Origin of the sequence: Paenibacillus sp. MDMC362, assembly GCF_003269305.1 — a bacterium.
GTDB lineage: Bacteria > Bacillota > Bacilli > Paenibacillales > Paenibacillaceae > Paenibacillus_AQ.
In genome coordinates this window covers 366,118-391,357 of the sequence record NZ_QLYT01000008.1, presented here as the reverse complement: position 1 = coordinate 391,357, position 25,240 = coordinate 366,118, and the positions used below count along the sequence as shown (strand labels likewise).

The 25,240-nt window shown below is 47.9% G+C and carries 29 protein-coding genes and 1 tRNA gene; 21 read left to right on the top strand and 9 right to left on the bottom strand.

What is annotated here, in order from left to right:
- The first annotated feature begins 782 nt into the window (after window positions 1-782).
- The 4 genes from DP091_RS04090 to DP091_RS04075 all read left to right on the top strand — a co-directional run bounded on the left by DP091_RS04090 (window position 783) and on the right by DP091_RS04075 (window position 2,540).
- Window positions 783-1,466 (top strand): hypothetical protein, encoded by a 684-nt coding sequence (locus tag DP091_RS04090; RefSeq protein WP_113057160.1) that lies wholly within the window; start codon window positions 783-785, stop codon window positions 1,464-1,466.
- Complete coding sequence (locus tag DP091_RS04085; protein WP_113057159.1) at window positions 1,402-1,944, top strand: accessory gene regulator ArgB-like protein; 543 nt, start codon at window positions 1,402-1,404, stop codon at window positions 1,942-1,944. Before DP091_RS04090 ends, DP091_RS04085 begins: the two co-directional genes overlap by 65 nt.
- Window positions 1,928-2,068, top strand: a complete 141-nt coding sequence (locus tag DP091_RS04080) for a cyclic lactone autoinducer peptide (RefSeq protein ID WP_074961962.1) — start codon at window positions 1,928-1,930, stop codon at window positions 2,066-2,068. The genes DP091_RS04085 and DP091_RS04080 overlap by 17 nt, the downstream gene beginning before the upstream one ends.
- A 265-nt stretch (window positions 2,069-2,333) precedes the next feature.
- Window positions 2,334-2,540, top strand: a complete 207-nt coding sequence (locus DP091_RS04075) for a hypothetical protein (RefSeq protein ID WP_113057158.1) — start codon at window positions 2,334-2,336, stop codon at window positions 2,538-2,540.
- 160 nt (window positions 2,541-2,700) lie between these two features.
- Here DP091_RS04075 and DP091_RS04070 read toward each other — a convergent pair.
- Window positions 2,701-2,773, bottom strand: a tRNA-Val gene (locus DP091_RS04070).
- Between the two features lie 134 nt (window positions 2,774-2,907).
- Between DP091_RS04070 and DP091_RS04065 the strand changes: the two genes are divergently transcribed.
- Together DP091_RS04065 and DP091_RS04060 are read left to right on the top strand one after the other, a co-directional pair.
- A complete protein-coding gene (locus tag DP091_RS04065; protein WP_113057157.1) occupies window positions 2,908-3,171 on the top strand; it encodes a hypothetical protein in 264 nt (87 codons plus the stop codon).
- A 349-nt stretch (window positions 3,172-3,520) separates the two neighbouring features.
- Window positions 3,521-3,964 (top strand): GNAT family N-acetyltransferase, encoded by a 444-nt coding sequence (locus DP091_RS04060; RefSeq protein ID WP_071223046.1) that lies wholly within the window; start codon window positions 3,521-3,523, stop codon window positions 3,962-3,964.
- A gap of 95 nt (window positions 3,965-4,059) precedes the next feature.
- Here DP091_RS04060 and DP091_RS04055 read toward each other — a convergent pair whose 3' ends face one another.
- Both DP091_RS04055 and DP091_RS04050 read right to left on the bottom strand, forming a co-directional pair.
- Window positions 4,060-4,293: a DUF3892 domain-containing protein gene (locus DP091_RS04055; protein WP_071223047.1), complete on the bottom strand. Its 234-nt coding sequence runs from the start codon at window positions 4,291-4,293 to the stop codon at window positions 4,060-4,062.
- A 62-nt stretch (window positions 4,294-4,355) separates the two neighbouring features.
- Window positions 4,356-5,093, bottom strand: a complete 738-nt coding sequence (locus tag DP091_RS04050) for an MBL fold metallo-hydrolase (protein WP_113057156.1) — start codon at window positions 5,091-5,093, stop codon at window positions 4,356-4,358.
- A 253-nt stretch (window positions 5,094-5,346) separates the two neighbouring features.
- Here DP091_RS04050 and DP091_RS04045 point away from each other — a divergent pair, with 253 nt between their 5' ends.
- Both DP091_RS04045 and DP091_RS04040 read left to right on the top strand, forming a co-directional pair.
- Window positions 5,347-5,901 (top strand): copper amine oxidase, encoded by a 555-nt coding sequence (locus DP091_RS04045; protein WP_113057155.1) that lies wholly within the window; start codon window positions 5,347-5,349, stop codon window positions 5,899-5,901.
- A gap of 94 nt (window positions 5,902-5,995) precedes the next feature.
- Entirely contained in the window at window positions 5,996-6,319 is a 324-nt protein-coding gene (locus DP091_RS04040) for a DUF1292 domain-containing protein (RefSeq protein WP_071223049.1), read from the top strand.
- A 66-nt stretch (window positions 6,320-6,385) separates the two neighbouring features.
- On the opposite strand, the gene DP091_RS04035 is transcribed toward DP091_RS04040, so the two are convergent.
- Together DP091_RS04035 and DP091_RS04030 are read right to left on the bottom strand one after the other, a co-directional pair.
- Window positions 6,386-7,861 carry an aminotransferase class I/II-fold pyridoxal phosphate-dependent enzyme gene (locus DP091_RS04035; protein ID WP_113057154.1) on the bottom strand — a complete coding sequence of 492 codons (1,476 nt, stop codon included), beginning with the start codon at window positions 7,859-7,861 and terminating at the stop codon, window positions 6,386-6,388.
- Between the two features lie 373 nt (window positions 7,862-8,234).
- Entirely contained in the window at window positions 8,235-8,858 is a 624-nt protein-coding gene (locus DP091_RS04030) for a YktB family protein (protein ID WP_113057153.1), read from the bottom strand.
- Between the two features lie 264 nt (window positions 8,859-9,122).
- Here DP091_RS04030 and DP091_RS04025 point away from each other — a divergent pair, with 264 nt between their 5' ends.
- Window positions 9,123-9,719, top strand: a complete 597-nt coding sequence (locus DP091_RS04025; protein WP_100536070.1) for a hypothetical protein — start codon at window positions 9,123-9,125, stop codon at window positions 9,717-9,719.
- Between the two features lie 192 nt (window positions 9,720-9,911).
- The gene (gene gndA / locus DP091_RS04020; RefSeq protein WP_181469719.1) at window positions 9,912-11,321 is read left to right on the top strand and encodes an NADP-dependent phosphogluconate dehydrogenase; all 1,410 of its coding nucleotides are present in this window, start codon (window positions 9,912-9,914) and stop codon (window positions 11,319-11,321) included.
- A 44-nt stretch (window positions 11,322-11,365) separates the two neighbouring features.
- Here the strand turns inward: gndA and DP091_RS04015 are convergent, their stop codons facing one another.
- Window positions 11,366-11,725, bottom strand: coding sequence for a hypothetical protein (locus DP091_RS04015; protein WP_113057152.1), 360 nt, complete (start codon window positions 11,723-11,725; stop codon window positions 11,366-11,368).
- Window positions 11,726-11,929: 204 nt separating this feature from the next.
- Here DP091_RS04015 and DP091_RS04010 point away from each other — a divergent pair, with 204 nt between their 5' ends.
- Window positions 11,930-12,442: a shikimate kinase gene (locus DP091_RS04010; RefSeq protein ID WP_258394395.1), complete on the top strand. Its 513-nt coding sequence runs from the start codon at window positions 11,930-11,932 to the stop codon at window positions 12,440-12,442.
- Window positions 12,443-12,572: 130 nt separating this feature from the next.
- Here the strand turns inward: DP091_RS04010 and DP091_RS04005 are convergent, their stop codons facing one another.
- A complete protein-coding gene (locus tag DP091_RS04005) occupies window positions 12,573-12,881 on the bottom strand; it encodes a rhodanese-like domain-containing protein (RefSeq protein WP_174819205.1) in 309 nt (102 codons plus the stop codon).
- 166 nt (window positions 12,882-13,047) lie between these two features.
- Between DP091_RS04005 and aroA the strand changes: the two genes are divergently transcribed.
- The 5 genes from aroA to ptsP are packed head-to-tail and all read left to right on the top strand — an operon-like array spanning window position 13,048 to window position 18,647.
- Complete coding sequence (gene aroA / locus DP091_RS04000; RefSeq protein ID WP_113057151.1) at window positions 13,048-14,340, top strand: 3-phosphoshikimate 1-carboxyvinyltransferase; 1,293 nt, start codon at window positions 13,048-13,050, stop codon at window positions 14,338-14,340.
- Window positions 14,341-14,391: 51 nt separating this feature from the next.
- A complete protein-coding gene (locus DP091_RS03995) occupies window positions 14,392-14,814 on the top strand; it encodes a CoA-binding protein (protein WP_071223669.1) in 423 nt (140 codons plus the stop codon).
- A 37-nt stretch (window positions 14,815-14,851) separates the two neighbouring features.
- Window positions 14,852-15,007, top strand: a complete 156-nt coding sequence (locus tag DP091_RS31210) for a hypothetical protein (protein ID WP_181469718.1) — start codon at window positions 14,852-14,854, stop codon at window positions 15,005-15,007.
- Complete coding sequence (locus DP091_RS03990) at window positions 15,004-16,887, top strand: glucose PTS transporter subunit IIA (protein WP_113057150.1); 1,884 nt, start codon at window positions 15,004-15,006, stop codon at window positions 16,885-16,887. The genes DP091_RS31210 and DP091_RS03990 overlap by 4 nt, the downstream gene beginning before the upstream one ends.
- Complete coding sequence (gene ptsP, locus DP091_RS03985) at window positions 16,884-18,647, top strand: phosphoenolpyruvate--protein phosphotransferase (RefSeq protein WP_113057149.1); 1,764 nt, start codon at window positions 16,884-16,886, stop codon at window positions 18,645-18,647. The genes DP091_RS03990 and ptsP overlap by 4 nt, the downstream gene beginning before the upstream one ends.
- Window positions 18,648-18,804: 157 nt before the next feature.
- Here the strand turns inward: ptsP and DP091_RS03980 are convergent, their stop codons facing one another.
- Window positions 18,805-19,332: a type 1 glutamine amidotransferase domain-containing protein gene (locus DP091_RS03980; RefSeq protein ID WP_181469717.1), complete on the bottom strand. Its 528-nt coding sequence runs from the start codon at window positions 19,330-19,332 to the stop codon at window positions 18,805-18,807.
- A gap of 282 nt (window positions 19,333-19,614) precedes the next feature.
- Between DP091_RS03980 and DP091_RS03975 the strand changes: the two genes are divergently transcribed.
- The 4 genes from DP091_RS03975 (at window position 19,615) to DP091_RS03960 (ending at window position 22,400) form a co-directional block, all read left to right on the top strand.
- Entirely contained in the window at window positions 19,615-20,037 is a 423-nt protein-coding gene (locus DP091_RS03975) for a hypothetical protein (RefSeq protein WP_258394394.1), read from the top strand.
- 95 nt (window positions 20,038-20,132) lie between these two features.
- On the top strand, window positions 20,133-20,480 hold the full coding sequence (gene ytxJ, locus DP091_RS03970; protein ID WP_113057147.1) for a bacillithiol system redox-active protein YtxJ: 348 nt from the start codon (window positions 20,133-20,135) through the stop codon (window positions 20,478-20,480).
- 93 nt (window positions 20,481-20,573) lie between these two features.
- Window positions 20,574-21,584: a catabolite control protein A gene (gene ccpA / locus DP091_RS03965; protein WP_071223674.1), complete on the top strand. Its 1,011-nt coding sequence runs from the start codon at window positions 20,574-20,576 to the stop codon at window positions 21,582-21,584.
- A gap of 114 nt (window positions 21,585-21,698) precedes the next feature.
- On the top strand, window positions 21,699-22,400 hold the full coding sequence (locus DP091_RS03960) for a 5'-methylthioadenosine/adenosylhomocysteine nucleosidase (protein WP_113057146.1): 702 nt from the start codon (window positions 21,699-21,701) through the stop codon (window positions 22,398-22,400).
- Window positions 22,401-22,516: 116 nt separating this feature from the next.
- Here the strand turns inward: DP091_RS03960 and DP091_RS03955 are convergent, their stop codons facing one another.
- Entirely contained in the window at window positions 22,517-23,149 is a 633-nt protein-coding gene (locus DP091_RS03955; RefSeq protein ID WP_071223676.1) for a GNAT family N-acetyltransferase, read from the bottom strand.
- A gap of 285 nt (window positions 23,150-23,434) precedes the next feature.
- Between DP091_RS03955 and acsA the strand changes: the two genes are divergently transcribed.
- Window positions 23,435-25,159: an acetate--CoA ligase gene (gene acsA, locus DP091_RS03950; RefSeq protein WP_113057145.1), complete on the top strand. Its 1,725-nt coding sequence runs from the start codon at window positions 23,435-23,437 to the stop codon at window positions 25,157-25,159.
- The last annotated feature ends 81 nt before the right edge of the window (window positions 25,160-25,240 follow it).

The following is a 25,240-nucleotide window of genomic DNA, read 5'->3' as shown; positions in this document are numbered from 1 at the left end:
GCACAGTTATGTGAATTAGGTCGGGCAGAGAGGAAGGGTCAAGGCTAATTCCCCAGTCTCCTTCGCTCCACCCGGATAGCATGGATGGAGGCCCGGGTGCTTCCAAATTATAGGTTTCCCGTAAGTCTTGTTTCGAAATGGTTATTCTCCTTATAAGGCGGTTATTCAGTTACAATATACACAAAAACATATACGGTTGAATAGGAACGTAAGTTCGTATATAATAGAAATATAGCAAGTTAACTTCCTATTTCACTCTTCACTTCATAGATCCATGATGGTTCCCCCCACTTATGTATTTAATTACCTGTTGTTATGCCTTCCAGGCCTTATATAATCAACTTAGATGATGTCAGGATGTTAATATAGTAGGAACCGAGTTTATTCTGGCTTGGTCATTTTCGTAAGTCGTGGATTCTTGATAACTAATGCTTGATTTTCGTTTGGTATATGGATTGAACGTTGCAGCGATTTAATTCGTTTTGGCGTATAAGAAGTTCTAAGCTGCTCTTTTTTTAGAATTCTTGGGCCAAGCCGGAGACATAAACGACTAATGTTTTTGCATTTTCCATCACAGTTTCCAGACATATAAGAAGTGGCAGGCGCCATCGGAATTGACCTCAAGAACATGCATCATTTAAGACGACTCGATAGAAACTGAGGGTCTGTCGGTATATCGTTTGTTTATAGACGTTATAACCATCAGTGTAATCAGGATAAATCGGGAAGTGGCGTAGTACACATTTTAACCATTTCTTATGGTGTAGGGAGGAAATCTTTGAATGGAAATTATTTGGTTTATGGTGTTTTCAACATTTGAAACACTGGCTATTTATTCACTAATCATGACATTGCTTAGATTCAAGACGACAGAGTACATATGGCAGGCGTTGATGGTCATGATCCTTGCCAACTTACAAAGTTTCATCATGCGCAACGAACTTCAATTGGATTTTCTAGCTCCTCTCATTACCGTGCTAATCTTCGTTTTCTTATTCTCAGCCATTATTAAGATCCCGGTTATCTGGTCGGCGATCTGCACCATTCTGGGGTATATGTTTTATGCGTTAATTCAAACGGCATATCTGACAACGATATTCGGATCGATCGACTCCGTTCAGACCGATCATGCCAACGGTTATATTCTTCAAATCCTCTCAGGTGCGACAGGACTATTGATATCCTGGATTATGTACAGGTTTGGTATCGGGTTTAAGTACAATCTGGAAAATCTGCGCATTAAATTTGAACATGTTCTATTGATCACTTTGATTATCGTGGTGTTGATATTAATTGCGATTCTATTTTACCTTAATCGTTTATGGCTGCACCTTCTCTTCTTTGGAATAACATTTGGAATCTTCTTGTATTATGCCATCAATACAGAGGAGCGGGAATCTTATGATCATAGAAGGATTATCAAAACGGATAGCGGAGAGGATCAAACGCCAGGTACCCGACCATAAGTCCTCAATTGCTGTTTTGAAACATGCGATTGCCATCATTTTAAATGTATTGTTGATTGTTGTCTTCACGCTGCTTATCTCTATATTTACGGGTAACATGAAGCAGGCGGTTATTGCCTTGACAGGTTTTGCGGTACTACGGCAATTTTCAGGAGGGTATCACCTTAAGACGGGGGCCGGCTGTATTGCATTCACTACAGCATTATTCACCCTGATATCTTTTGTGGATATTGATGCCATAGGTGTGCTCATTATCAATGTACTCAGCCTGTTGCTCGTGATGATGTTCGCTCCCAGCCGAATTGAGAAGCAGTCCCGTATACCGAGGAAGCATTACATAAAACTCCGCTTGCTTAGCTGTTTCATCGTTATGTTTAATTTTGGACTTCAGTCCCCAACATTGGCTGTCATATTTTTGGTCCAAGCTATCAGTTTACTACGCTGGAAAGGAGGACGAGCTCATGTTATGGATCCATAGGATTAGACATCGGTTGTTTTCGTTTATCGCATCTGCTTTGACGTTGGTAGCTGTTTTCGTAGTTAATACTGCAAGTCCCGTTTTTGTTTATAGCGGGGAGACGCCGGAAGAACTGTTAAAGTAAGTCTTGATCCTTCGTAAGGGGACTGGGTACTTAAAGATTATGGTATAAATAAAGATGAATATGTAGGTTATGGTTTTCGGTACCTTTCTGGGTACCGATTTTTTTATATGGATAAGTGGAACCAAGCCTGGAATGGTGTCGTTGATCTTCGAAACTTGTGTTTTGCGAGTTATATGAAGTGCAGCCAGGGTAAAATTGACATTGATAAAAGAACGAATGTTCGCATATAATACAAACAAACGTTCTTGTCAGAGGTGATTGCATCATGTTTGAGAAATACCTGGAGCAAATTATAGAAATCATTTATGAAGACCGGAAAGGGAACATCACCCAGCGCAAAATACAGATTCACAGTATTCGGGATCAGCGGATCCGCGCAACGTGCCTGGAGACGGGGAAACCCCGAGTATTCAATGAGAACAATATCCTGTCTTGGAGGCTCGAGAGAGGAAGGGGAACGCAAGTTTCCTGATCGGGGACGGAAATCCCAGAGAATCTCGATCAACGATCAGGCGCTTCAGGATCCATGGCCTGGCTTTGTCCCCCCAATTCGTCCCCGAAGGATGAAATTCTGAAAGCTAAACTAAAGAAGAAATTGAAAAGAGCCCTTGCTACACAAGGGCTCTCGGTTATGATCTGTAGTGGGCTCGAACCACTGACCCCTACCCTGTCAAGATAGTGCTCTCCCAGCTGAGCTAACAGATCATGAAATATTTAAAAAGGTAATTCATATATTACCAGCAGACAATGCGACTGTCAATGGTTTTCTCGTTATAAAAAATCACATTCCGGTTCAGACTAATTACAGCATGATTATGCCAGTGAGGAGCGTGAATGTCATGGCCGGTGGGAAAACCCATCATTTCAAGCAAGCCGGGCTGGTGCTCTCGTTGCTGGGGGTAACTGTACTGGGCAGCGGTTGCAGTATCCCGGAGAGAACGTCGGTGCAGCTGGGGCCGCTCCATGGATCAGCAGCGCCCGTAATGCTCGATGTTTACGGCCGTTCTGTAGATCAGGACGTGTATTCCAAGCAGGGAAGCGGGGCACTGGAGCCGGAATCGCCGATGGATTCGGTGGACACATTACGTGATCTCCAACCATAAAGGGGTCCAGCAACGATCCGTAACAGATATGTCGTAAGAATTGTCTGTATTCATTGCTCGAACAACGAGCGGAGCAAACCGTCGGCTGGCAGGCTGGCGGTTTGCTGTAAACGGCCGATGCTATTCTTCATCCCATTTGCGGGAATAACCTTTTTTAATCGCCCAAAAGATAGGGTAGATGATAACGGCTGAGATGATAACAGCCCAAAATATCGTGGCTCCCATGCCCATAAAGGCCATGCTCCTTTCAAGAAAACGTTAGCTTATACTATACAGGAAAACGATTATTTTGTATAATATCTCGATCTGCGATATCACTAGAATTGATTCTACATAAAGAGGTGTTGAAATGGCAGCAGAAATCATAAATGTATCAACCGAAGAGCAATTGCAGCAGGCGCTGGATATCCGGAAAGATGTCTTTGTGCTTGAACAGAAAGTGCCGATTGACCTGGAGATTGATGAGTACGATCGACTGGAATCCGATGCGTTTCATGTCCTGATCAAATCGGAGGGACAGTACGCGGCAACCGGACGTATCACCTATTACAATAAAGATTCAGCTAAAATGCAGCGAATTGCGGTTCGTAAGCCCTTCCGTTCCAAAGGGATTGGCCGCGTGCTGATGATGGCATTGGAAGCGCAGGCACGTGAATTGAAACTGCAGTATTCCGTGCTGGATGCGCAGGTACAAGCGGAGGCATTTTATCGCAAGCTGGGGTATGAGACGATCTCGGACGAGCCGTTTGATGATGCTGGCATTCCCCATGTTCGCATGAAAAAGGAACTGTAGTCTTCTTATCATATATGGTGCCAATGATCCGCACTGTTTAAAAAGAAAAGACCCCGAGTCGATAGTCGATACTCGAGGTCTTTTTAATCTTGAATTTAAAAGTTTGGCAAATTGTCCAGGTTGTTGCTGGGATCGCCATCCGCATTGGAGCGAAGATGTTCGTCACCGTCACGGCCGCGGAACACGTTCAGGTTTTTGATTTCTTTATTCTTGGCCATTTGTTGTGCTGTCTTGTAGTCAACGACACTGCCGTTATCCAGCTTAAGTTCGATGATGTCGCCATCTCCGTTTTTACGGACGCCTACGACTTCTTGTTGTGTATTATCCATATGAATCGCCTCCCGGCATTAGTGTTCCCGGGAAACCTCATAAACTATTCATCTATACTGAACTACAATTCGTATACCCGCTGCTGCTCCACAAATTCCATGATGCCGGTCTTGCCAATGAAAGCTTCGACCTCGTCGCTGTAATGCATGAGATAGGTGCGCTCCTGAATTTCTTGTGGCAGGCTAAGCAGCTCATCCAGCGTCGTATGAACCTCGCCGGGGCCTTGCAGCTGACACTCATGCAGAATCACTTCACAATCCCGCTCGTTCACCAATTGGTTGAGTAGTATAGGATCGAATACCATGTCAGCACTGTAAAATATCCGATCATTCAAATAAAGCGAATAGCTGTCCTTGCCGGGAATATGCTGCGTATGAATCAGTTCTACCGAGATGCCGGATGAAATACTGGTCTTCACTCCCGGTTTCAGAGGGTGTACGTCAAATACATCATGCAGGGAGGAGATATGTCCCTGTTGATATAAACCGCCTTTGAGGGTGTGCTCCCATATCGGTTCCACCAGCGTCTCGGCAATATAGAGTGGAAGCTTACGGTTGTATTTCATTTTCATAATAAAAGCCAGTTCCTCAAGCCCGCCTACATGGTCGGCATGAATGTGAGTGATAAGCACGGCATCCATATCGTTAAAGGTCTTATTCAGCTGATGAAGCGCCAGAGGAGCCGTGATGCCGCAGTCGATGAGAAGTGTGAAATTTCCGTCGTGGATCAGTGCGTTATTGTTATAGTAGTTCTTGGCAAACGCACTGCCGGTGCCAAGCATTTGCAATGTCAGTGTCAATGGATGAAACCTCCTGATGATATGATGTGTAGTCCCCGTATGCTAATGTATATTTTAACGAATTTCACGTTGATTTACACGGATTATATGATCGAATCGGGGCCGAAATGCAGTATAATTCGGGATAGGACCTAACCTTAACGCATGAGGAAAAAAATTTTACCACAAAGTGCAAAATTGTCCGCAACTTGTTTTTTGACATGTAGTATACACATATAACAACAAGATGAGCCAATGGAGGGAATTGATTATTATGAAGTGGAAAAAAGTGATGGCATGTATGCTAGTGCTCTCTTTAATGGGTGGCAGCACCCTTTTGTTCGCTGATTCCGTGAATGAGCGTGTCCGTGTCTGGCTGAACGGTCATGAATTGAAGGATGGCGGATATTTAATTGATGGCAAAACCTATGTGCCGGTTCGGGAGTTTGACGGGGCTGTGGATTGGAACCCCGCAAATGGACAAGTTCAAATCATTAAACCGAACGTGCATATTTTTCTGTTTAAAGGAGATACTGTATTCGGCAACGTGAACAAGGGGAAGCTGAAATTCAATGTTTTTAGCCAGGTTGACAGCTTAAGCAACGATATCCATTCCGTGAAAGTAGCGATTGAGGATCCTTCGGGCAATATCAAGGACATCCAATCCCAGGAAGTGAAGGACCGCAAGGATAACTTCTGGTTCCGAACCTATGATTTCACCTATGATTTCAAAACGGCGGGAAAATACTCGGTGGGCTTTTATGTAAAAGTCAAATCGGATGACGGTTTTGTGAAAGTTGCGGAGAAAGTGATTACTGCCCTAAATTGAAGGATCCTTAGGCACTTGGCAGAAATTGACCTGAAGAAGCTATCCGTGATACGATACGAAAGTATGATAATTTAACCGAAGTGAGGTTTTTTCAATGAGTGAACACAAACATGAACACGGAGATGCTTGCGGCTGCGGTCACGATCATGACCACGACCACGAACATGAAGAGTTTGTGCTGACATTGACGGATGAAGAAGGAAAAGAAGTAGAGATGGTTCTTGTGGAGACATTTGATGTCGGCGAGAAACTTTACGCGCTTTTGCTTGAACGCGAAAATCCGGAAGCGGACGGCGTCATTCTACGTATGGAAGAAGAGAACGAGGAAATGGTTCTTTACAATATTGAAGACGAAGAAGAATGGAATGAAGTAGAGGCGGTTTACAACGAACTGGTCGCTGCTGCAAACCAGGAATAAGAATCCAATACAATAAACCCGGTGCGAACCATTCGCACCGGGTTTATTGTATTTACAGCAGTCACTTTAGAATATAGGATCCGTTTCCACGATGACTTTAACATTTTGGATGCTGCGGTCCTCGGGGCCTTTAACCGGAAGGCCCACTTCGACATGATCGATAATGTAATCGATGTTTTCCTGGGAAATGACTTCGCCCGGAAGCAGGATCGGAATCCCTGGCGGGTAGACATAGATGAATTCGGCAATAATGCGTCCTGCCGATTCCTTGAAAGGCACAACCTCCGTATCTCCGTAAAACGCATCGCGGGGAATCAGCGACAACTGCGGAATTTCCGGAGTTTTCACAACCAGCTCGTTAATCTCATTTACATGCATGTATTGATTCGAAAGCTCGCGGAGCGCCGTCAGCAAAATATCGATGGTTTCCCGATTGTCCCCCGGTGTGATGAGGCACAGAATATTGTACATATCACTGAGCTCCACCTCAATATTGTAGTGATCCCGCAGCCAATTCTCGGTTTCATATCCCGTAATGCCGAGGTGGCGCACATGAATCGTCAATTTGGTTGGATCATAGGAGTACGTCGCTTCCCCGCCTAATATTTCTTTACCGAAGCTGTACAAACCTTCGATTTTATTGACTTCATGACGTGCATACTGCGCCAACTCAATCGTCCTTGCAGCCATTTCGCGTCCATGCAGCGCCAAACTGCGGCGTGAAGTATCAAGCGATGCCAGCAGGATGTAAGAGGTTGAGGTGGTGGTCAGCATGCTGATAATCGTCTGCACGCGATAAGGATTGATGTATCCATTCTTGGTATTCACGTTCAGTACGGAACTCTGCGTCATCGAGCCGCCGAGTTTGTGGACGCTGGTCGCAGCCATATCGGCTCCGGCTTCCATGGCCGACATCGGGAGCTCTTCATGAAAATGGATCAATACACCGTGCGCCTCATCCACGAGAACGGGCACATTGTAGCTGTGAGCCAAATCCACGATTTCCTTCAGATTGGCGCTTACTCCGAAGTATGTCGGATTAATGACCAGTACGGCTTTGGCGTCAGGGTGGCGTTTTAACGCTTTTCGTACCGAGCTGATGGTGATTCCGTGATCGATTCCCACGTTGGAATCCTGGGCAGGCGATACGAATACAGGCTTGGCCCCGGTGAAAATGATGGCGGAAAGCACGGATTTATGGACGTTGCGCGGTACGATGATTTTATCGCCAGGCGAACATACCGACATGATCATGGTCATGATCGCTCCGCTTGTTCCTTGAACACTGAAGTAGGTGTGATCGGCACCGAATGCGTCGGCGGCCAGCTTTTGGGCTTCCTCGATGACGCCTGTAGGCTGATGCAAATCATCCAGCGGCGCAATATTAATCAAATCTATAGAAAAGGCGTTATCCCCTATAAATTCCCGAAATTCGGCGTCGGTGCCGAGGCCCTTCTTATGTCCCGGAATGTGAAATTGCACGGGGTTTTTGGCCGCATGTTCTTTAAGTGCGGTGAAGAGCGGTGTACGACTGTGGTCCATGGACGTTGTCACAACCTTTCCTTATGTTTATTTTGTTATGATTTGTTGATTTCTGTTTTTATATAAACAAAATTGAGTATAGCAAAATAGGGGGGGAATGCAAGGAGATTAAACGGCTTTTTTTGCTTTGTCCCGCAGCGCTTCAAACTTTAGACATATTAAGAAGGAGCAACGAAGATTTTCATCGTTCCTTCATTAAAATATCATCCATAAAAAAACGTCTATCGACGTACTTTCTCAGAAGACAGACCGCGGTTAAAGGAAGTTTTTCTTGCGATTATAGAATTGTTCAGCTTCGCTGAAAATTCATAAATTCTATAATCTTAAAAAAAGAGCTGCAACAGCAGCCCTTTACATCCATATATCATGCTCATTAAAACGCCATTTTATAAAGCGGCAGCAGCGTCTCAAACGTCTCCTGCACTTTTTGCACCAGCTTGTCCCCTTCAAGCTTGACGGCTTCCTCGCGCGGGATGCGCAGTCCGCACATGACCTCAGCCTTTTTCACCTGCTTCAGCTTCTCAATCAGGCGCGTGAAATCCTCCTCGCTCATATCCTGGTGAGGGGTGCCCGACGGGTTCATGTGATCCATGGACCAGTAAAAGTTTTTAGGCAGTGCCTTCGCTGTTTTCTTCAGCTTGGCTTCCAGGTTGCCGGCAAACACGGTCTTGTTGGGACTTTCGTAAATAATCGCGAAAATGATAAACAGATGGGTTCCGAACATGCCCACCTCAAAATGAGGCAGTGCTTTGTAGCCGCGTTTGCTGGCAGCCCAAGCGACCCAGGTGTCAATGGGAGGATTGACAGTGCGTCTTGCATGCTTCGCCACATGCACAAACATTTCTTCCCCAGCCAATGCCGATACATAAGGTGCCAACTCAGCCCCTAACGCCTCCAGCTTGGGTCTTACCCGTTCAATGAGAACCTCCATACGGGCTTCAAGCCCGGGAACGGAGAATACGTCGAAATCTTGATCTGTAAATCCGGTAACCGTCATGGATGTGATGGCCTCCCTGTTGTTGATGATATCGTTACTAAACTCGGTTTTTGGATAACTTATTATACCATAAGGCGAATGGACATCACGCATTGCCCAGAAAAGCTTCACCGTATGTTCATGTGGGTTAAAAATAGTCAATAAACCAAGTTACCGTTACATAAGATGGAGTATAAGATATAGATAAGACAACATCAAAAGCAGCTATGGGGGAAATCTTCACCGCCGTTTAATGATCGGTAGTAAACCGGAGGAGGGAGTGCCGTGAATAAGAGCGAGGAAGTGGAGTATTGCAACCTGGAGCTCCGGTTTGATCGCCGGCATATCCAGGACCTAATCAAGGAATTGATCCAGGAAGGATATTCGCTTTATTGGAGCGAGAATGATACGCAGTTTGTCATTTCAATCCGAACAGGTCGCAAGCTGGTAAAGCTGCGGTTTCAACGAACAGGAAGCGGTTTTAAACTGGTAGGCGATTATATGATTCGTGATCCCAAACTCGCGGAGTGGATGGAGAAATTGATCGAGAATACCCGTGGCCATGCTGTCGTCAAACGTTTCAAGGACAGGCAAATTTTGATCGAGAATATTTTGTTCGGAGAGGTCATAAGGCTCGTGGAAATATCCGGTTACCGGCAGCGGGTGCTGTTTCAGAAGGGGACGCCGATGACGGAGCAGGAAATGCTGCGGCTGTTTGAATCGGATGTAGGGGAACAGCGATTGCTGCTGTCGAGGCTGGAAACCGATGATGAGCTTGAGAAGCTCCATGCGGCGCTGCAAGAGGGGGACGAAGACAAAATTTCGGCTTGCAAGCAAAGACTCCGTGAGCTTTCCTTGGAGCTGATGAGGCTGGAGTGGTAATGACTTCAACCCGGATACAAGTTTAAAGCACGAACAACACTCCGAAACAGAAGGGGTGTTTTCGCGCGTGTTCTGATTTTGTGACAGGGGTTCACTTGTCAAATGAAAAACGTTAATATAAGATTATTGCAAATCATCTCGGATAGGGATGGGTTGTTTAAAAATATATTGGAGCAAAGGATGGAGAACCAGATGTCAAAACAACAAATCGGTGTGATTGGCCTTGCTGTAATGGGAAAAAACCTGGCCCTGAACATCGAAAGCAAAGGCTTCACCGTTTCCGTATATAACCGCTCTCCGCAAAAAACGGAAGATATGCTGAAGGAAACCGAAGGCAAGCAAGTGAAGGGGACGTTCTCGATCGAAGAATTCGTGGATTCCCTTGAAACTCCTCGTAAAATCCTGATCATGGTACAAGCGGGACAAGCTACGGATGCTACGATTGAACAGCTGATTCCACATTTGGACAAAGGCGATATCATCATCGACGGCGGTAACGCTTATTTCCCTGATACACAGCGCCGCAGCAAAGAACTGGCTGAAAAAGGCTTTAACTTTATCGGTGCTGGGGTTTCCGGCGGCGAAGAAGGCGCATTGAAAGGTCCATCGATCATGCCTGGCGGACAAGAAAGTGCCTACAAGCTGGTTGAGCCTATTTTGACGGCTATTTCCGCTAAAGTTAACGAAGAGCCTTGCTGTACATATATCGGACCAGACGGTGCCGGCCATTATGTAAAAATGGTTCACAACGGTATCGAGTATGGCGATATGCAGCTTATTTGCGAAGCTTACCAATTGCTGAAGGACGTACTCGGCCTTGATGCGAAGGATCTGCATGGAATTTTCACAGAGTGGAACCAAGGTGAACTTGATAGCTACCTGATCGAGATTACGGCTGACATTTTCTCCAAATATGACGAAGAAACCGGCAAGCCGATGGTTGATGTAATTCTGGATACGGCGGGTCAAAAAGGAACAGGTAAATGGACAAGCCAAAGCTCCCTGGATCTGGGCGTGCCGCTGTCCATGATCACCGAATCCGTATTCTCCCGTTTCTTGTCCGCAATGAAAGAAGAGCGTGTGGCAGCAAGCAAAATCCTGAATGGTCCAAAAGCAGCTGCATTTGACGGCGACAAGGCCGAATTCATTGAAAATGTGCGCAAAGCGCTGTTTGCAAGCAAAATCGTATCTTATGCTCAAGGCTTTGCCCAGCTTCGCGTGGCATCCGATGAGTACGGCTGGAACCTGCAATACGGCAACCTCGCTAAAATTTGGCGCGGCGGCTGCATTATCCGTTCCCGTTTCCTACAGAACATCACGGATGCTTATGAGAACAATCCTGAGCTGAAGAACCTGCTGCTGGATCCATTCTTTACCGATATTATTGAATCCTATCAAGATGCATGGCGTAAGGTTGTTGCTTCCGCGGTATCCTTGGGCATCCCGGTTCCTGGGTTCTCCAGCGCACTTGCATACTACGATAGCTATCGCACCGCAAACCTGCCGGCGAACCTGCTGCAGGCTCAGCGTGACTACTTTGGGGCTCACACGTTTAAACGCGTGGACAAAGAAGGAACCTTCCACTATAACTGGATGGATTAAATCTGCTTTTTCTAGCAGTATGAATACCATCCTCCCTGGATGGATTAATTCTGCTTTCGAGAGATCAGAGATTCAACCGTGCGGGCTTGAGAAGGGGAGTGCGCCTCCGCCAGCTCAGGAAGTCCGTGCATGGCTTCTAAGAGACAGGTGCGGATGTCGTGGTTCTTTGTATGGATGTGGTTTCCGCTTCCGAGCAAGAGCAGCGCGGCTTCGCAGTAACTGTTGAAATTTTGCAGCAAACGTGGCTTTGAAAGATCCAGCAGTGCAGGATCCTTCAGAGCCACTTTTTTTTGGACAAAATGAAGCACCCAGATCACATCTTCGCGGCATAGCGGGTAGGCTGGGTCGAGAATCCGGCGGATGCGCTTGGCAGCGGATGAGAGACCGGTTGGATTAAAAGACATAACTATATTCACTCCTTCCTTCTAATCTTGTATTCTTGTAATTAGTATATGACAATAGCGAACCAGATAGACTCGATAATATTGGAGCTTTACTTTGGGGGGGCTCTAAGAACAATTTAGAGAGTCAGGTCCATTGTCGAAAGATTTGGGGCTGTGGTATGATATGAGCAACCTTTACAGTGAAGCAGCAAATGGGGTGTCAAATTGGATAAGTTAGGTAGGAACATCATTCTGATCGGGATGATGGGTACGGGCAAGTCAACCGTAGGGCGTCTCCTGGCAGACACGCTCGGCTACACCCTGATCGATCTGGATGCGGAAATTGAGAGGATGGAAGGCAGAACGATTTCCGAGATGTTTGAAGCGGATGGAGAGCCGTATTTTCGTGAGGCAGAATCTGTTGCACTGCGCAGCGTTTTACAACGGAAAGGCATAGTCGTAGCGTCCGGCGGAGGAGCCGTGCTTCGTTCCGAGAATTGTGAAGAAATGAAACGTGGTGGCTGGGTCGTTGCTCTTACAGCGGATGCTTCCAGCATTGTTGACCGGGTACGAGGGGATGCCAATCGTCCGCTGCTAGCGGGGGATGTCGAAGATCGAGTTCGGCGTATCCTGGATGAACGAAAGGACAAATACCTGTTTGCGGATGTCGTAGTGGATACGGTTGGCCGATCCGCAGGGGAAGTAGCGACTGACATTTTAACGCATTACCGCGGCTAAGATGGTCAGCGAACGGCCTTGAGGCAATGATCATAAATCAGTTTCTAAGGTGCGTCTGTAGATTGTACTTGGGTCGGATCATGCAAAAAAGGCGGGATCACGATCATCCCGCACCTTCTTCATGGCTTGTCTATTCTTCATCGTCATGCCACTGAAGCATGCCGCCCTTCATGTTGATTACATTAGTCAAGCCCTGGTGATTCAAAAATTCGCATACATGTTGACTGCGACCACCGCTGCGGCAGATGAAGACGACCTCCTGATCGCGCGGAATTTCGTCCAGACGATTCGGAATCTCGCCCATAGGAATATGCTTGGCACCGCTGATCATGCCGGCTGCAACTTCCTCGTCCTCGCGGACATCAATCATGTACACATTTTCGCCGTTTTGAAGCCGGCTTCTAAGCTCCGATGTTTCCATTTGAGGGATCGGTTTCATCATATAGACCTCTTTTCTGAAAATAAATGATTAAGATCGTAACGATCTGAATTTCAGTTCATATGCACTATGATAACCAAGCGGTTCTTTCCCTGTCAATTTATACTAAGGGAGATTTCAAGGTTGGTTTATCATAACCTAATATATACAAGGAGAGATACATACGATGGATGTAATCGTCAAGCCTACGCCTATATTAAACGGAGAGATTGGAGCTTTATCCTCCAAGAACTATACAACACGTTACTTGCTGGTAGCTGCACTTGCCGAAGGAACGAGCACGATCTATTACCCAGCTCATAGCGAGGATAGCGACGCCATGAGACGCTGTATCCGGGATCTCGGGGCCGTGATCGAGGAGGACGAGGAGAAGGCGGTAATTACGGGCTTTGGCAAATCGCCGCGGGATGTGAAGGAACTGAACGTTGGTAACGCCGGCGCCGTTTTGCGCTTCCTGATGGGCGTCACGGCGTTGTCCAAAGAGGTTACCTTCGTCAATACCTATCCGGAATCACTGGGCAAACGTCCTCATGATGATCTCATTGAGACGCTTGGTCAATTGGGCGTGGAAGTGGAGCATAACGAAGGCAAACTGCCGATCACGATTCGTGGCGGTCAGCCGAAAGGCGGAAAGCTCACCGTATCTGGGGAAGTGAGCTCGCAGTACTTAAGCGCATTGTTGTTCTTAACGCCACTGCTTGCCGAGGACAGCGAGATTACCGTTACCGGAGATTTAAAATCCAAGGTCGTTATCGGTCAGACCCTGGAAGTGCTGGAGCAAGCGGGCATTACGATTCACGCGGCGGACGATTATACATTCTTCCGGGTTCCTGGCGGTCAATCCTACGAAGCGAAGACCTATACGGTTCAAGGCGATTATCCGGGCTCAGCTGCCGTCCTGGCGGCGGCTGCGGTCACGCAGTCGGATGTAACCATCCGCAATTTGTCAGAGGACAGCAAGCAGGGCGAACGGGCTATTATTGATGTCCTTCGGATGATGGAGGTTCCCCTCACGCACAAGGACGGAAATGTCCATGTCCAGGGCAACCGAACCCTGAAGGCTTTGGAATTTGACGGAGATGCAGCGACGGATGCGGTGCTTGCGATGGTAGCGGCAGCTGTGTTTGCGGAAGGAACCTCCCGATTCTACAATGTGGAGAATCTCCGCTATAAGGAATGCGACCGGATTACAGACTATTTGAACGAATTGCGCAAAGCCGGAGCCAACGTTGAAGAACGCCAAGCCGAGATCATCGTTCACGGGCGTCCGGAAGGCGTCGAGGGCGGTGTGGAGATCAATGCCCATTATGATCATCGGGTCATTATGGCCCTGACCGTGGTCGGACTTCGCGCACATCAGCCGATCCGGATTAAGGATGCGCATCATGTGGCCAAGTCGTACCCGCAATATTTTGATCACATGAAGGCGCTTGGAGCCCATGTAGAATGGGTAAAATAAAGGAATAGCCAAGCGGCTGGTCTATTACGAATGGAAAGGTGGTCATGAAGCATGGCATTCGAGAATCCTACCCGCGAAGAAATCGCGGATATACTGCGTAACGCAGGTAATATCGCCGTTGTCGGTCTGTCCGACCGGCCGGATCGTACTTCCCATATGGTTTCTGCTGCGATGCAAATGCGCGGATATCGGATTATCCCGGTTAACCCTGGTGCAACAGAAATACTGGGGGAGAAGAGTTATCCATCCCTGAAGGACATTCCGGAGCCGATCCATATCGTCAATGTGTTCAGACGCAGTGAATATTGTGCCGATGTGGCGCGGGAAGCTGCCGAGATTGGAGCCAAGGTTCTCTGGCTTCAGCAGGGAATTATCAGTGAAGAAGCGGCGGCCATCGCGGAGAAGAGCGGCATGATTGCCATCATGGACCGATGCATTAAGGTGGAGGATTCCATCGCTTTGGGCGGGCGTTAAGATTTGAGTTGGTGAATTGGAATTAGGAGCAAGCCTTATGTTGAAACGGCTGCTGGCAGACTGGACACGATCCGGGCCTGCCGGGGCACTGCTCATGAGGCTTGCTTTTCTATGTGGCATTTACCCTGATTTCTTTTTGACAAAAACAGGCGCAGCGCTTACCATCAAGGATAGAAAGGAGGGCTCGCCTTGAATTGGTTGGGATCATTACAACAGCTGGGCAGAGCAGTTATGCTCCCTACAATGGCGCTTCCGGCGGCAGCTCTCCTGCTTAGCGTGGGGAGTCTGCCATGGTCGGCGTGGGGCTTCGGAACCTTGGGCGAGATTGCCCAGGCAGCGGGGCACGGCGTGTTTTATTACATGCCGTATTTATTTGCCATCGGTGTCGCATGGGGGCTCTCGAACCAGGGAGGACCCGCAGGGCTTGCCGCTCTGGCTGGCATGTTCATTTACGATCAGGTTATATCCCGTCTCGGGGACGGGAGTGTACAGCCTTCGACCTTGATTGGTATTATTTTTGGGGTAATGTCCGGTTATGTTTATAACCGATTCAAACATATTAAGCTTCCTGAAGCTATACAGTTTTTTGGGGGCTCCCGATTCGTGCTTTTGTTTATGGGACTGTTTTCCACGATATTTGCATGGATCATGCTGGGAACGGCTCCCATGGTACAGCGCGGCTTAGATGCATTTTATGACCTGACCGTACATATGGGGGCATTCGGATTATTTCTCTACGGAATTTTGTACAGGGTATTGACGGCATTTGGTTTGCATCACTTGTTGAATAACGTCTATTGGTTTCAGCTGGGCTCGTACGAGACGGAAGACGGTACCGTCGTTCAGGGAGATCTGCCCCGATTCTTCGCGGGTGATCCGACAGCGGGCGACTTCATGGCCGGGTTATTCCCGATTATGATGTTTGCCCTGCCGGCGATTGCATTTGCCATTATTCAAGAGGCACGGGAAGATTTGAAGCCGAAGGTGAAAAAAACGTTTATGCGGTCCGCGCTTGTCTGTTTTTTGACAGGGGTATCGGAGCAGATTGAATTCGCATTCTTATTCGCGTCTCCTTATCTGTATGTGCTCCACGCCCTGATGGCCGGGTTCGCGATGGTGCTTACCTATGCGTTTGATATCCATCACGGGTTTTCATATTCGGCCGGATTTATTGATTATGTCCTTAATTTTCACTTGTCGCAGAACGCCTGGATCATCATACCGATCGGGGCCGTATACGGCATCGTATACTATTTTCTGTTCCGCTGGGCCATTCGCACCTTCGAAATCCCTACACCCGGGCGTGAAGAAGGTTCGGCGCTGGAAGGCCGGGCAGGAGACATCCCCTATCAGGCACCGCTTATACTGGAGGCGCTTGGTGGGAAAGACAACATCGTTCAGGTCCAATCCTGCATGACGCGTCTTCGACTGACCGTATACAATGAGCGCCAGATTGATTCAGACGCACTGAAATTGCTCGGTTCTGCCGGTATCATCAAGCTGGGCGGCGGTAATGTCCAGGTGGTATTCGGGACGTATTCTGAGCTCATCCGCGAAGAGATAAATAAGCTGATGCAGCAAGATTTACCGCGCGTACTGTTCAGTGCGCCCGTACAGGGACGCATGCTTCCGATCGACGAAGTGCCGGATGATATTTTTGCCGCCAAGCTTGTCGGCAACGGCGTGGCGTTCATTCCGGAAAAAGGGGAACTTGTATCCCCGGTATACGGAACCGTGATGCATGTCTATCCGACGATGCATGCCATTGGCATTTCAACGCCGGATGGACTCGAAGTGTTGATTCATATCGGGATCGATACCTCTCAACTGAAAGGACCGTTTTCAGCTGTGGTAAGCGAAGGGGATACCGTTGAGCCGGGGCAACTGCTGGTCAAGTTCGATCTGGCGTATTTAAAGACACATGCCGCATCACTGGCCACACCGATGGTGATCACCAATCCTGATAAAGTAAGATCTTGGAGCTTTGCTCCATTCAAGTCCGTTAAGAGAGGACAGTCATCTGTCATGTCCGTCGTATTAAATGAGAGTAATGCTGGGGGTAGAGAATCATGATACAAGGCATTGGCGCAGCAACAGGCATAGCGATCGGTAAGGCTTTCGTACTGCCGCATTGGGAGCTGGACCTTCCGGATTCCGAAATGGATGCTGTCGATTTAGCCAAAGAGTTCGAGCGCTTATATGAAGGCATACGAACCTCCAAGAATGAAATTGAATATATCAAGAACGAATTCAAGGAAATGGTGGGGCACGAGGAGTCTCAGATCTTTGATGCGCATCTGGCTATACTGGAGGATCCCGTATTCATGAACGAAATTCAAGGGATCATCGAGCGCCAGTACAAGGCTGCCGAAGTGGCGGTTAAAGAGGCAATCGATCATTTCGTATCCATGTTCGATTTGCTGGACGACGAGTATATGAAGGAGCGGGCGCTGGATATTAAGGATGTTGGCAATCGGCTGCTCAAGCATCTTCTAGGTGCTCCGGAAGTCAAGCTTCCGGCTGACACGCAGCCTTATATTTTGGTTGCGAAGGAACTTTCTCCGTCTCAGCTTGTGCACCTTAACCCTTCCCACGTTCTTGGCATCGTGACGATGACGGGTGGCAAGACCTCTCACTCGGCGATTATGGCCCGCGCTCTTGGCATACCGCTTGTATCCGGGATTGAGAACAAGCTGGATCATCCGATCCAGACCGGACAGCATCTGGTTGTGGATGGGGATGAAGGCTTGCTGTATTTAGAGCCCGACACGCTGGTTGTAGAGCGTTACGAAGGGATCCGCGAGCAGCAACGGAAAAAGAAAGAGCAGCTCCAGCTCCTGGCAACCGTTGACGCGGTGACGAAGGATGGAACATATTTTAATCTGGCCGCGAATATGAACTCCGTTAAAGAAATGGAGATTGCGCTGAAGAACGGCGCGCAGGGAGTCGGATTGTTCCGGACGGAATTTTTATATATGGATCGCCACAACTTTCCTTCGGAAGAAGAGCAGTTTGAAGTGTATAAACTGGTTGCCGAGAACGCAGGTGAGTCTTCAGTGGTGATCCGTACGCTGGACATCGGCGGTGATAAACAGCTGGATTATTTCGGGCTGCCGGAAGAAGAGAACCCTTTCCTGGGTTATCGCGCCATCCGTATCAGCCTGGATCGCACAGAGCCGTTCCAGACCCAATTGTCCGCCATTCTGAGGGCCAGCGCTTTTGGCAACGTCAAAATCATGTATCCGATGATATCCTCGATAGAGGAAGTCAAGCAGGCTAATGCCGTCCTGCGGCGCGCGATGGCCGATTTGGACCAACGCGGCATCGCCTACGACCCCAACATTAAGGTCGGCATCATGATTGAGGTGCCCGCGGCAGTTACCATCTCGGATATGTTGGCAGAGGAAGCCGATTTCTTCAGCATCGGGACGAACGATCTGGTTCAGTATGTGCTGGCAGTAGATCGGATGAACGAGCAGATCGCGCATATGTACCATCCATTTCATCCTGCGGTCTTGCGCATGCTTCGGACGACGGTGGAGGCTGCGCATGCGGCAGGCATACCGGTCAGCGTGTGCGGAGAAATGGCCGGGGACGAGCGGGCGATTCCGATATGGCTGGAGCTTGGCGTTAAGGATCTAAGCATGTCGCCGCAATCCTTGCTTCGCGTGAAGCATCGCATCTTGAATACCAATGCGGCAGAAGCGAAGGGGGAGGCAGCGGCTTGCTTCAAATTGCGTACCAGCTCCGCTGTCGAAGAGCGTCTCAGCGCGTTTGCCGAACGCAGCAGTTATCTGAACGGAACTAACGGTACGGACAGCACGGCCTCTTAAAAAACCAACTCCAAGAAGAAGGATGACGCAACAATTTTCATGTTTCTTTTTTGAGTGGACAAGCTAATCTATGCCCATATCAAAAACAGCTGCCTATCTCACCAGGAGTCCTGCTTGGTGAAACGAGCAGCTGTTTTTGTGTGGTGCAGGGGAGCTTTTAGCCTTGCTGTGCCAGAGCATCGCAAAAGGCTTGGCCGTACGGCGGCAGATCCGGTGGACGGCGGGCGGAAATAATATGACCGTCGGTCACGACCGGTTCATCCTTCCAGATTGCACCGGCATTTTCCATATCGTCCCGGATTCCCGGTGTGGAGGTAACCGTAATTCCATCCAGGATTTTGGCGGAGATAAGTACCCATCCGGCGTGGCAGATTTGTCCGATCGGTTTTTTGTCCGCATTCATTTCTTGGACCAGTTGCAGCACTTTATCATAACGCCGCAGCTTGTCCGGCGCCCAGCCGCCCGGAACGAGAATTCCATCATAATCCTTGCTGTTCAGCTCTTCAAATGAATACTCGGCTTGAGCGGGAACCCCATATTTGCCCATGTAAGTTTTTCCTTTTTCCAACCCGGCAAGATGGACTTCCGCCCCTTCCTCACGGACCCGGTAAACGGGATACCAAAGTTCCAGATCCTCAAATTCTTCGTCTACAAGCGCTATTACTTTTTTTCCAGCCAATCTCATGATTGTTATAACCCCTTTCTCGCAGATTTCCTCATGTATCCGTATGACTGTACTTATTGTAACAAATATGGGGGGCAGTTTCATAGGAACGACTCAAAGAACAAACATTTGGAAACATATCTGGTAAATAAAGCATTATCACAAATTAGCAGGATTCTTTGGTATGATAGTCGAATAGAACTAGTTTAGGTGACAGATTTGTGACATAGGCTGTTGGGATTAGATTACGCGATAGGATTTGGGGTGGGCATTATGTTCAAAACCTGCAACTGTGGACAATGGATGAAGTTGGAATTAAGAAAGCTGATTCATGAAAGAAGGACTCGAATATATCATGTTCCTGTTTATGCCTGTCAGGCTTGCAAGAAGTATGAGCTTCTGCCTCTTATTAAACCGGATTTACTTCGCTATCTCGCATCGATTAGCAATGGGACCGAACGAATACACGTTTCGTTCGCAGATGTTAATGAGTCTGCATACGTACTTCGAGAAGTGTTCCGTACATACGACGATGATTCGTCGGTAGAATGGCAGACACGCTGCATGGAAGTTTTTGACGAGCGGATCAACATGCTGTTGGATCTATTTCGTTATGCCCAGAACCTGGGCGATGGTGACTGGATGAGACAAATTGAGGGACGGCTCGAGCAGTTAAGCACGATTAAATCCCTCGTTCCTGAAAATTCGGGAAATTATGCAAGATAATTTTCAGAAAATTTTCGCGGTTGTTGGATTTTTCACGCACTTTTTGTTAGGATAGAGGATAGGAACTTCAATACAATGAAGGGAATGTATATCCTATGGCGGCGTTGACGAAAATGACTACTATAGAAGAGTTGCGCAGCACCCTTGAATTTTCGGAGCAGAGGCCCTTGCTGTTGTTCAAACATAGTACCAGATGCCCAATTAGTGCCGGAGCCTATAAGGAAGTGCAAGCTTACCTGGAGGACCAGCCGAACGAGCGGATCGACTATGTATGGATCGATGTCATTGCCGACCGTCCGGTATCGAGTCAAGCTGCGGAAACTCTAAGCATAGAGCACGAATCGCCACAAGTTATTCTTGTAAAAGAAGGAGCGCCAGTCTGGCATACATCCCATTCCCATATTACGGCTGAAGCGCTGAAGGCTCAATTGGACGGCATCTAATGCCGTGTCGTTGCACAAAGCAGTAATTTGTCGTATCATAAATTCAATTGGTATTGAACGAATGAAAATCTATTGGCAATGGAGAGAAGGAATTTGACGGTAACCATTTACGATGTTGCGCGCGAAGCAGGCGTTTCCATGGCGACGGTATCACGGGTTGTAAACAATAACCCGAACGTTAAGCCTCAGACCCGGAAAAAAGTATACGAAGCGATTGAACGTTTAGGGTATCGTCCGAATGCGGTAGCCAGAGGTCTGGCCAGCAAGAAGACCACAACCGTCGGCGTTGTGATCCCTGACATTTCGAACTCGATCTTTGCGGAGATTGCCCGTGGTATTGAGGATATTGCTAACATGTACCACTATAATATAATTTTGTGTAATGCCGACAAACGTAAGGAAAAAGAAATCCGTGTCATCAACACATTGCTTGAGAAGCAAGTCGACGGTTTGTTGTTTATGGGTGGAACGGTGACGGACGAGCATATCCAGGCGTTCCAGACATCGGCTGTGCCGATTGTTCTTTGTGCGACAAGTGACGAGAGAGGTTCTTATCCTTCCGTTGACATTGATCATGAACAGGCTGCGTTTGATGCGGTAAACACGCTGATCCGGCACGGACACCGTGAAATTGCCATGATCAGCGGCACGCTTCAGGATCCGGCGAACGGTTATGCACGTTTCCAAGGATACAAGAAGGCGCTGGAAACTGCCGGCATCGAGTATCAAGAGGATCTGGTGCGTATTGGTAACTATCGCTATGAGTCCGGCGTCGAAGCGATGAAATACTTCCTGGGGCTTAAGAAGAAACCGACAGCTATTTTTGCTGCTACCGATGAGATGGCAATTGGCGCTATTCATAGCATTCAGGACGAAGGCTACAAAGTGCCGGATGATTTCTCCATTATCAGCGTAGATAATATTCGGATGGCTTCGATGGTTCGTCCACAGCTGACAACGGTAGCTCAACCAATGTATGATTTGGGAGCCGTAGCTATGCGCTTGCTTACCAAGCTGATGAAGAAGGAGAATGTGGAGAATCCTCGCGTGATTTTGCCGCATGAAACGATTCTTCGTCTTTCGGTTAGTCATGTGAACGAGTAAGAAGTGTGAATAAAAGCAATTTAGACATCGATTGATCTGAAGAAAGCTCCTGGTTTTAAGGGGCTTTTTTCTGGTGGGATTATTTGTGTTTTTGAATTCAGGAGGGATATCAGTATGACAACACAAGTTATCGGCCTAATCGGGGCCATGGACGAAGAAGTGGAAATGCTGCTCAGTCAACTGGAGAATAAAGAAACGGCAGTCCGTTCAGGGGTTACATATGCTTCAGGAACGATTCATGGCAAGAGCGTCGTTGTATGCAAGAGCGGAGTGGGTAAGGTGAATGCGGCGGTTACCACGCAAATCTTGATTGATACCTATGGCGTTTCCAAAATATTGTTTACCGGCGTGGCGGGCGCGCTGCATCCGGAGCTGAACATTGGCGATATCGTCATTTCTTCCTCCTGCATGCAGCACGATATGGACGTGACTCCGCTTGGCTTTGCGCGCGGCGTGATTCCGTATCAGGCAGTGTCTGATTTTCCTGCTGATCCCTCGTTGATCGAGCTGGCAGAGGAAGCGTGCAAAGAGCAGGCGGCGAATCATTACGTCATCGGAAAGGTTCTGTCGGGCGACCAGTTCATTGCCAACCGTGATACAGTACGGACGCTTTATGAGGATCTGAACGGGGTTTGCGCGGAAATGGAAGGTTCTGCCGTTGCCCAGGTATGTTATATGAACCGTGTGCCTTATGTGGTGATCAGATCCATGTCGGATAAGGCTGACGGTTCTGCCCATGTCAATTTTCCTGAGTTTACCGTGAAAGCTTCCAAGCGTTCACACGAAATTGTGAACTACATGCTGGGCAAACTCTAGTAAAAAAGACTTTGTGTAAGCGGTAGGCATACATTCCAGTATGCACCTCTACAGATGAACAAACTCCCCGAGGATAAGCCCTTGGGGAGCTTGTTGTTTATTTATTGGGTATCAACTTAATACATAAACCGCTGTCTGAAACGGATACGATCGAATTGTTCTTGTGATGAAAGCGGTACGTGCCGCCCGATTCTGACCATGAGACAGTTCGCAGGATGGGAGCAGATTTCCGGATCGTCGGTTGCGTACCACTCCATATCTACGATTTTCATTAACCGTTCCATCATTTTGCGGTAATCCCATACGTTAAGGCCGCTACCTTTAAGATCCCAATGCCAATAGTACTCGGTCGTAAACACGATGTAACGCTCCATCTGTTCTTCTTCAAATGCAGTCTTTATCATCTGCTGCCCAAGTCCCAGAGAACGGTAATCTTTCGCTACTTCGATGGCACCAAGTTCAATCAAATCTTCCATATTGCCCTCAGACCAGCGTTCCTGCTCATCCGGGTGATGAAACGTTACATATCCAACGATCATATCTTGGTCTCTCGTGATGATGATTCTGCCTTCGGGCAGGCCTGCAATTTCCACCAATGCCTCATGCTGCTCCGCAGGACGACGAAAAGCCTTGAGATCAGGGTGCATGGTTAGCTCGGATAGTTGCTCGGGAGGTACAGGTCCTTCGATGATCAGGCGGCGGTCTTCAGGGAACAAAACATGAGACTGGTATACCTTGCAGTGTTCCATCCGTTGCGCTCCTTTCAATTCCATACCCTACTTATAGCAAAAAAATAAAAAAATGAAAAGCAATGACAGGTAAACGAGAGCTATGATATAATCTTTTCGACATAAAATCTTCACATTTATGTCGTACTTAACGATATGTTTCCTTGCGAATTCAGGGGTTAATGACTCGATGACTGCGACAACGTGACGACCCACCGCAATGTGTAAAATGTATGTTTCATTCAATCATTTTGTAAGCGCTGTCCACTATGAGGTGACCGATTTGAGAATGAGGAGGATGTAATCATGAATCAAACGCATAGCGAAATATTGCCAAGTGAAGTTTCACATTCCAATATGAAGAGTTACGAGCAGGCACGCTCCGAGTTTTCATGGGACGAAATCGAGAGACATTTTACTTGGTATGAGACGGGCAAAGTGAATATGGCCTATGAAGCTATAGATCGTCATGTGGCAGAGGGACGCGGAGATAAGGTAGCTCTCTTGTATAGTGACGCCAATCGTGAGGAATCTATTACTTACGCGCAGTTGAAAGAAAAATCCGACAAGTTCGGTAACGTGCTCCGTAAATATGGCGTTGGCAAAGGTGATCGGGTATTTATCTTTATGCCGCGCGGCCCAGAGCTCTACGCCGGTTTGCTGGGCATTCTGAAGGTAGGCGCCGTGGTCGGCCCATTGTTCGAGGCGTTTATGGAGACGGCTGTAAAGGACCGTCTGGAGGACAGTGGAGCGGTTGCTCTGATTACGACGCCTGCACTGTTGTCACGCGTGAAGCGTGACGAGTTGCCTGAACTGAAGCATATTTTTGTCGTGGGCGAGATGGAAGAAGAGGACCCGAGACTAGTAAGCTACCACGAGGAAGTTGAAGCTGCATCAAGTGAGCTGGAGATTGAATGGCTTGAACGGGAAGATGGTTTGATCATGCACTATACGTCAGGCTCTACCGGGAAACCGAAGGGCGTGTATCACGTGCAGAATGCCATGATTCAGCATTATTATACGGGTAAGGTTGTTTTGGATTTAAGGGAAGATGATATATATTGGTGCACGGCGGACCCGGGCTGGGTTACCGGTACGTCCTACGGTATTTTTGCACCGTGGTTGAACGGGGTTACCAATGTCATTCGCGGAGGCCGGTTCAGCCCGCAGGATTGGTACAGCACTTTGGTGAACAATAAGGTAACGGTATGGTACAGCGCTCCAACCGCCTTCCGCATGTTAATGGGTGCCGGCTCCGAGCTTATCGACCAATATGATTTGAGCCATGTGCGGCATATTTTATCCGTTGGCGAGCCTCTTAATCCCGAGGTGGTGCGTTGGGGACACAAGGCTTACAAGCAGCGTATCCATGATACGTGGTGGATGACAGAGACTGGCGGACAGTTGATCTGTAATTACCCGGGCATGGCGATCAAGCCAGGATCCATGGGGCGCCCGGTGCCGGGTATTACAGCGGCTATCCTGGACGATCAGGGGAAAGAAGTGGCTCCGTACACGATGGGGAATTTGGCAATCAAGACACCTTGGCCGTCCATGATGAGAAAAATTTGGAATAACGAGGCGAAGTACGAAGAATACTTCCGAATTCCGGGCTGGTATATTTCTGGTGATTCGGCATACATGGATGAAGAAGGGTACTTCTGGTTCCAGGGCAGAATCGACGATGTGATTAATTCGTCCGGTGAGCGAATCGGACCGTTCGAAGTTGAGAGCAAGCTGGTTGAGCATCCGGCTGTTGCTGAAGCAGGCGTGATCGGTAAGCCTGATGTAACCCGTGGCGAGATTATTAAAGCCTTTATCTCCTTACGTGAGGGATATACACCTACTCAGGAGCTCAAGGATGAAATCTACCGATTTGTGAAGGAAGGACTCTCCGCTCATGCCGCGCCTCGCGAAATTGAGTTTAAGGATAAACTTCCGAAGACGCGCTCCGGTAAGATCATGCGCCGTGTACTGAAAGCGTGGGAGCTGGATCTCCCGACAGGCGATCTGTCCACGATTGAAGATTAAAGGCGTAATCAAGACAGGGCTGACAATGAAGATGGTGACCCCCATTTTCATTGTCAGTTTTTTTTGAGATAGGCGTTTTTT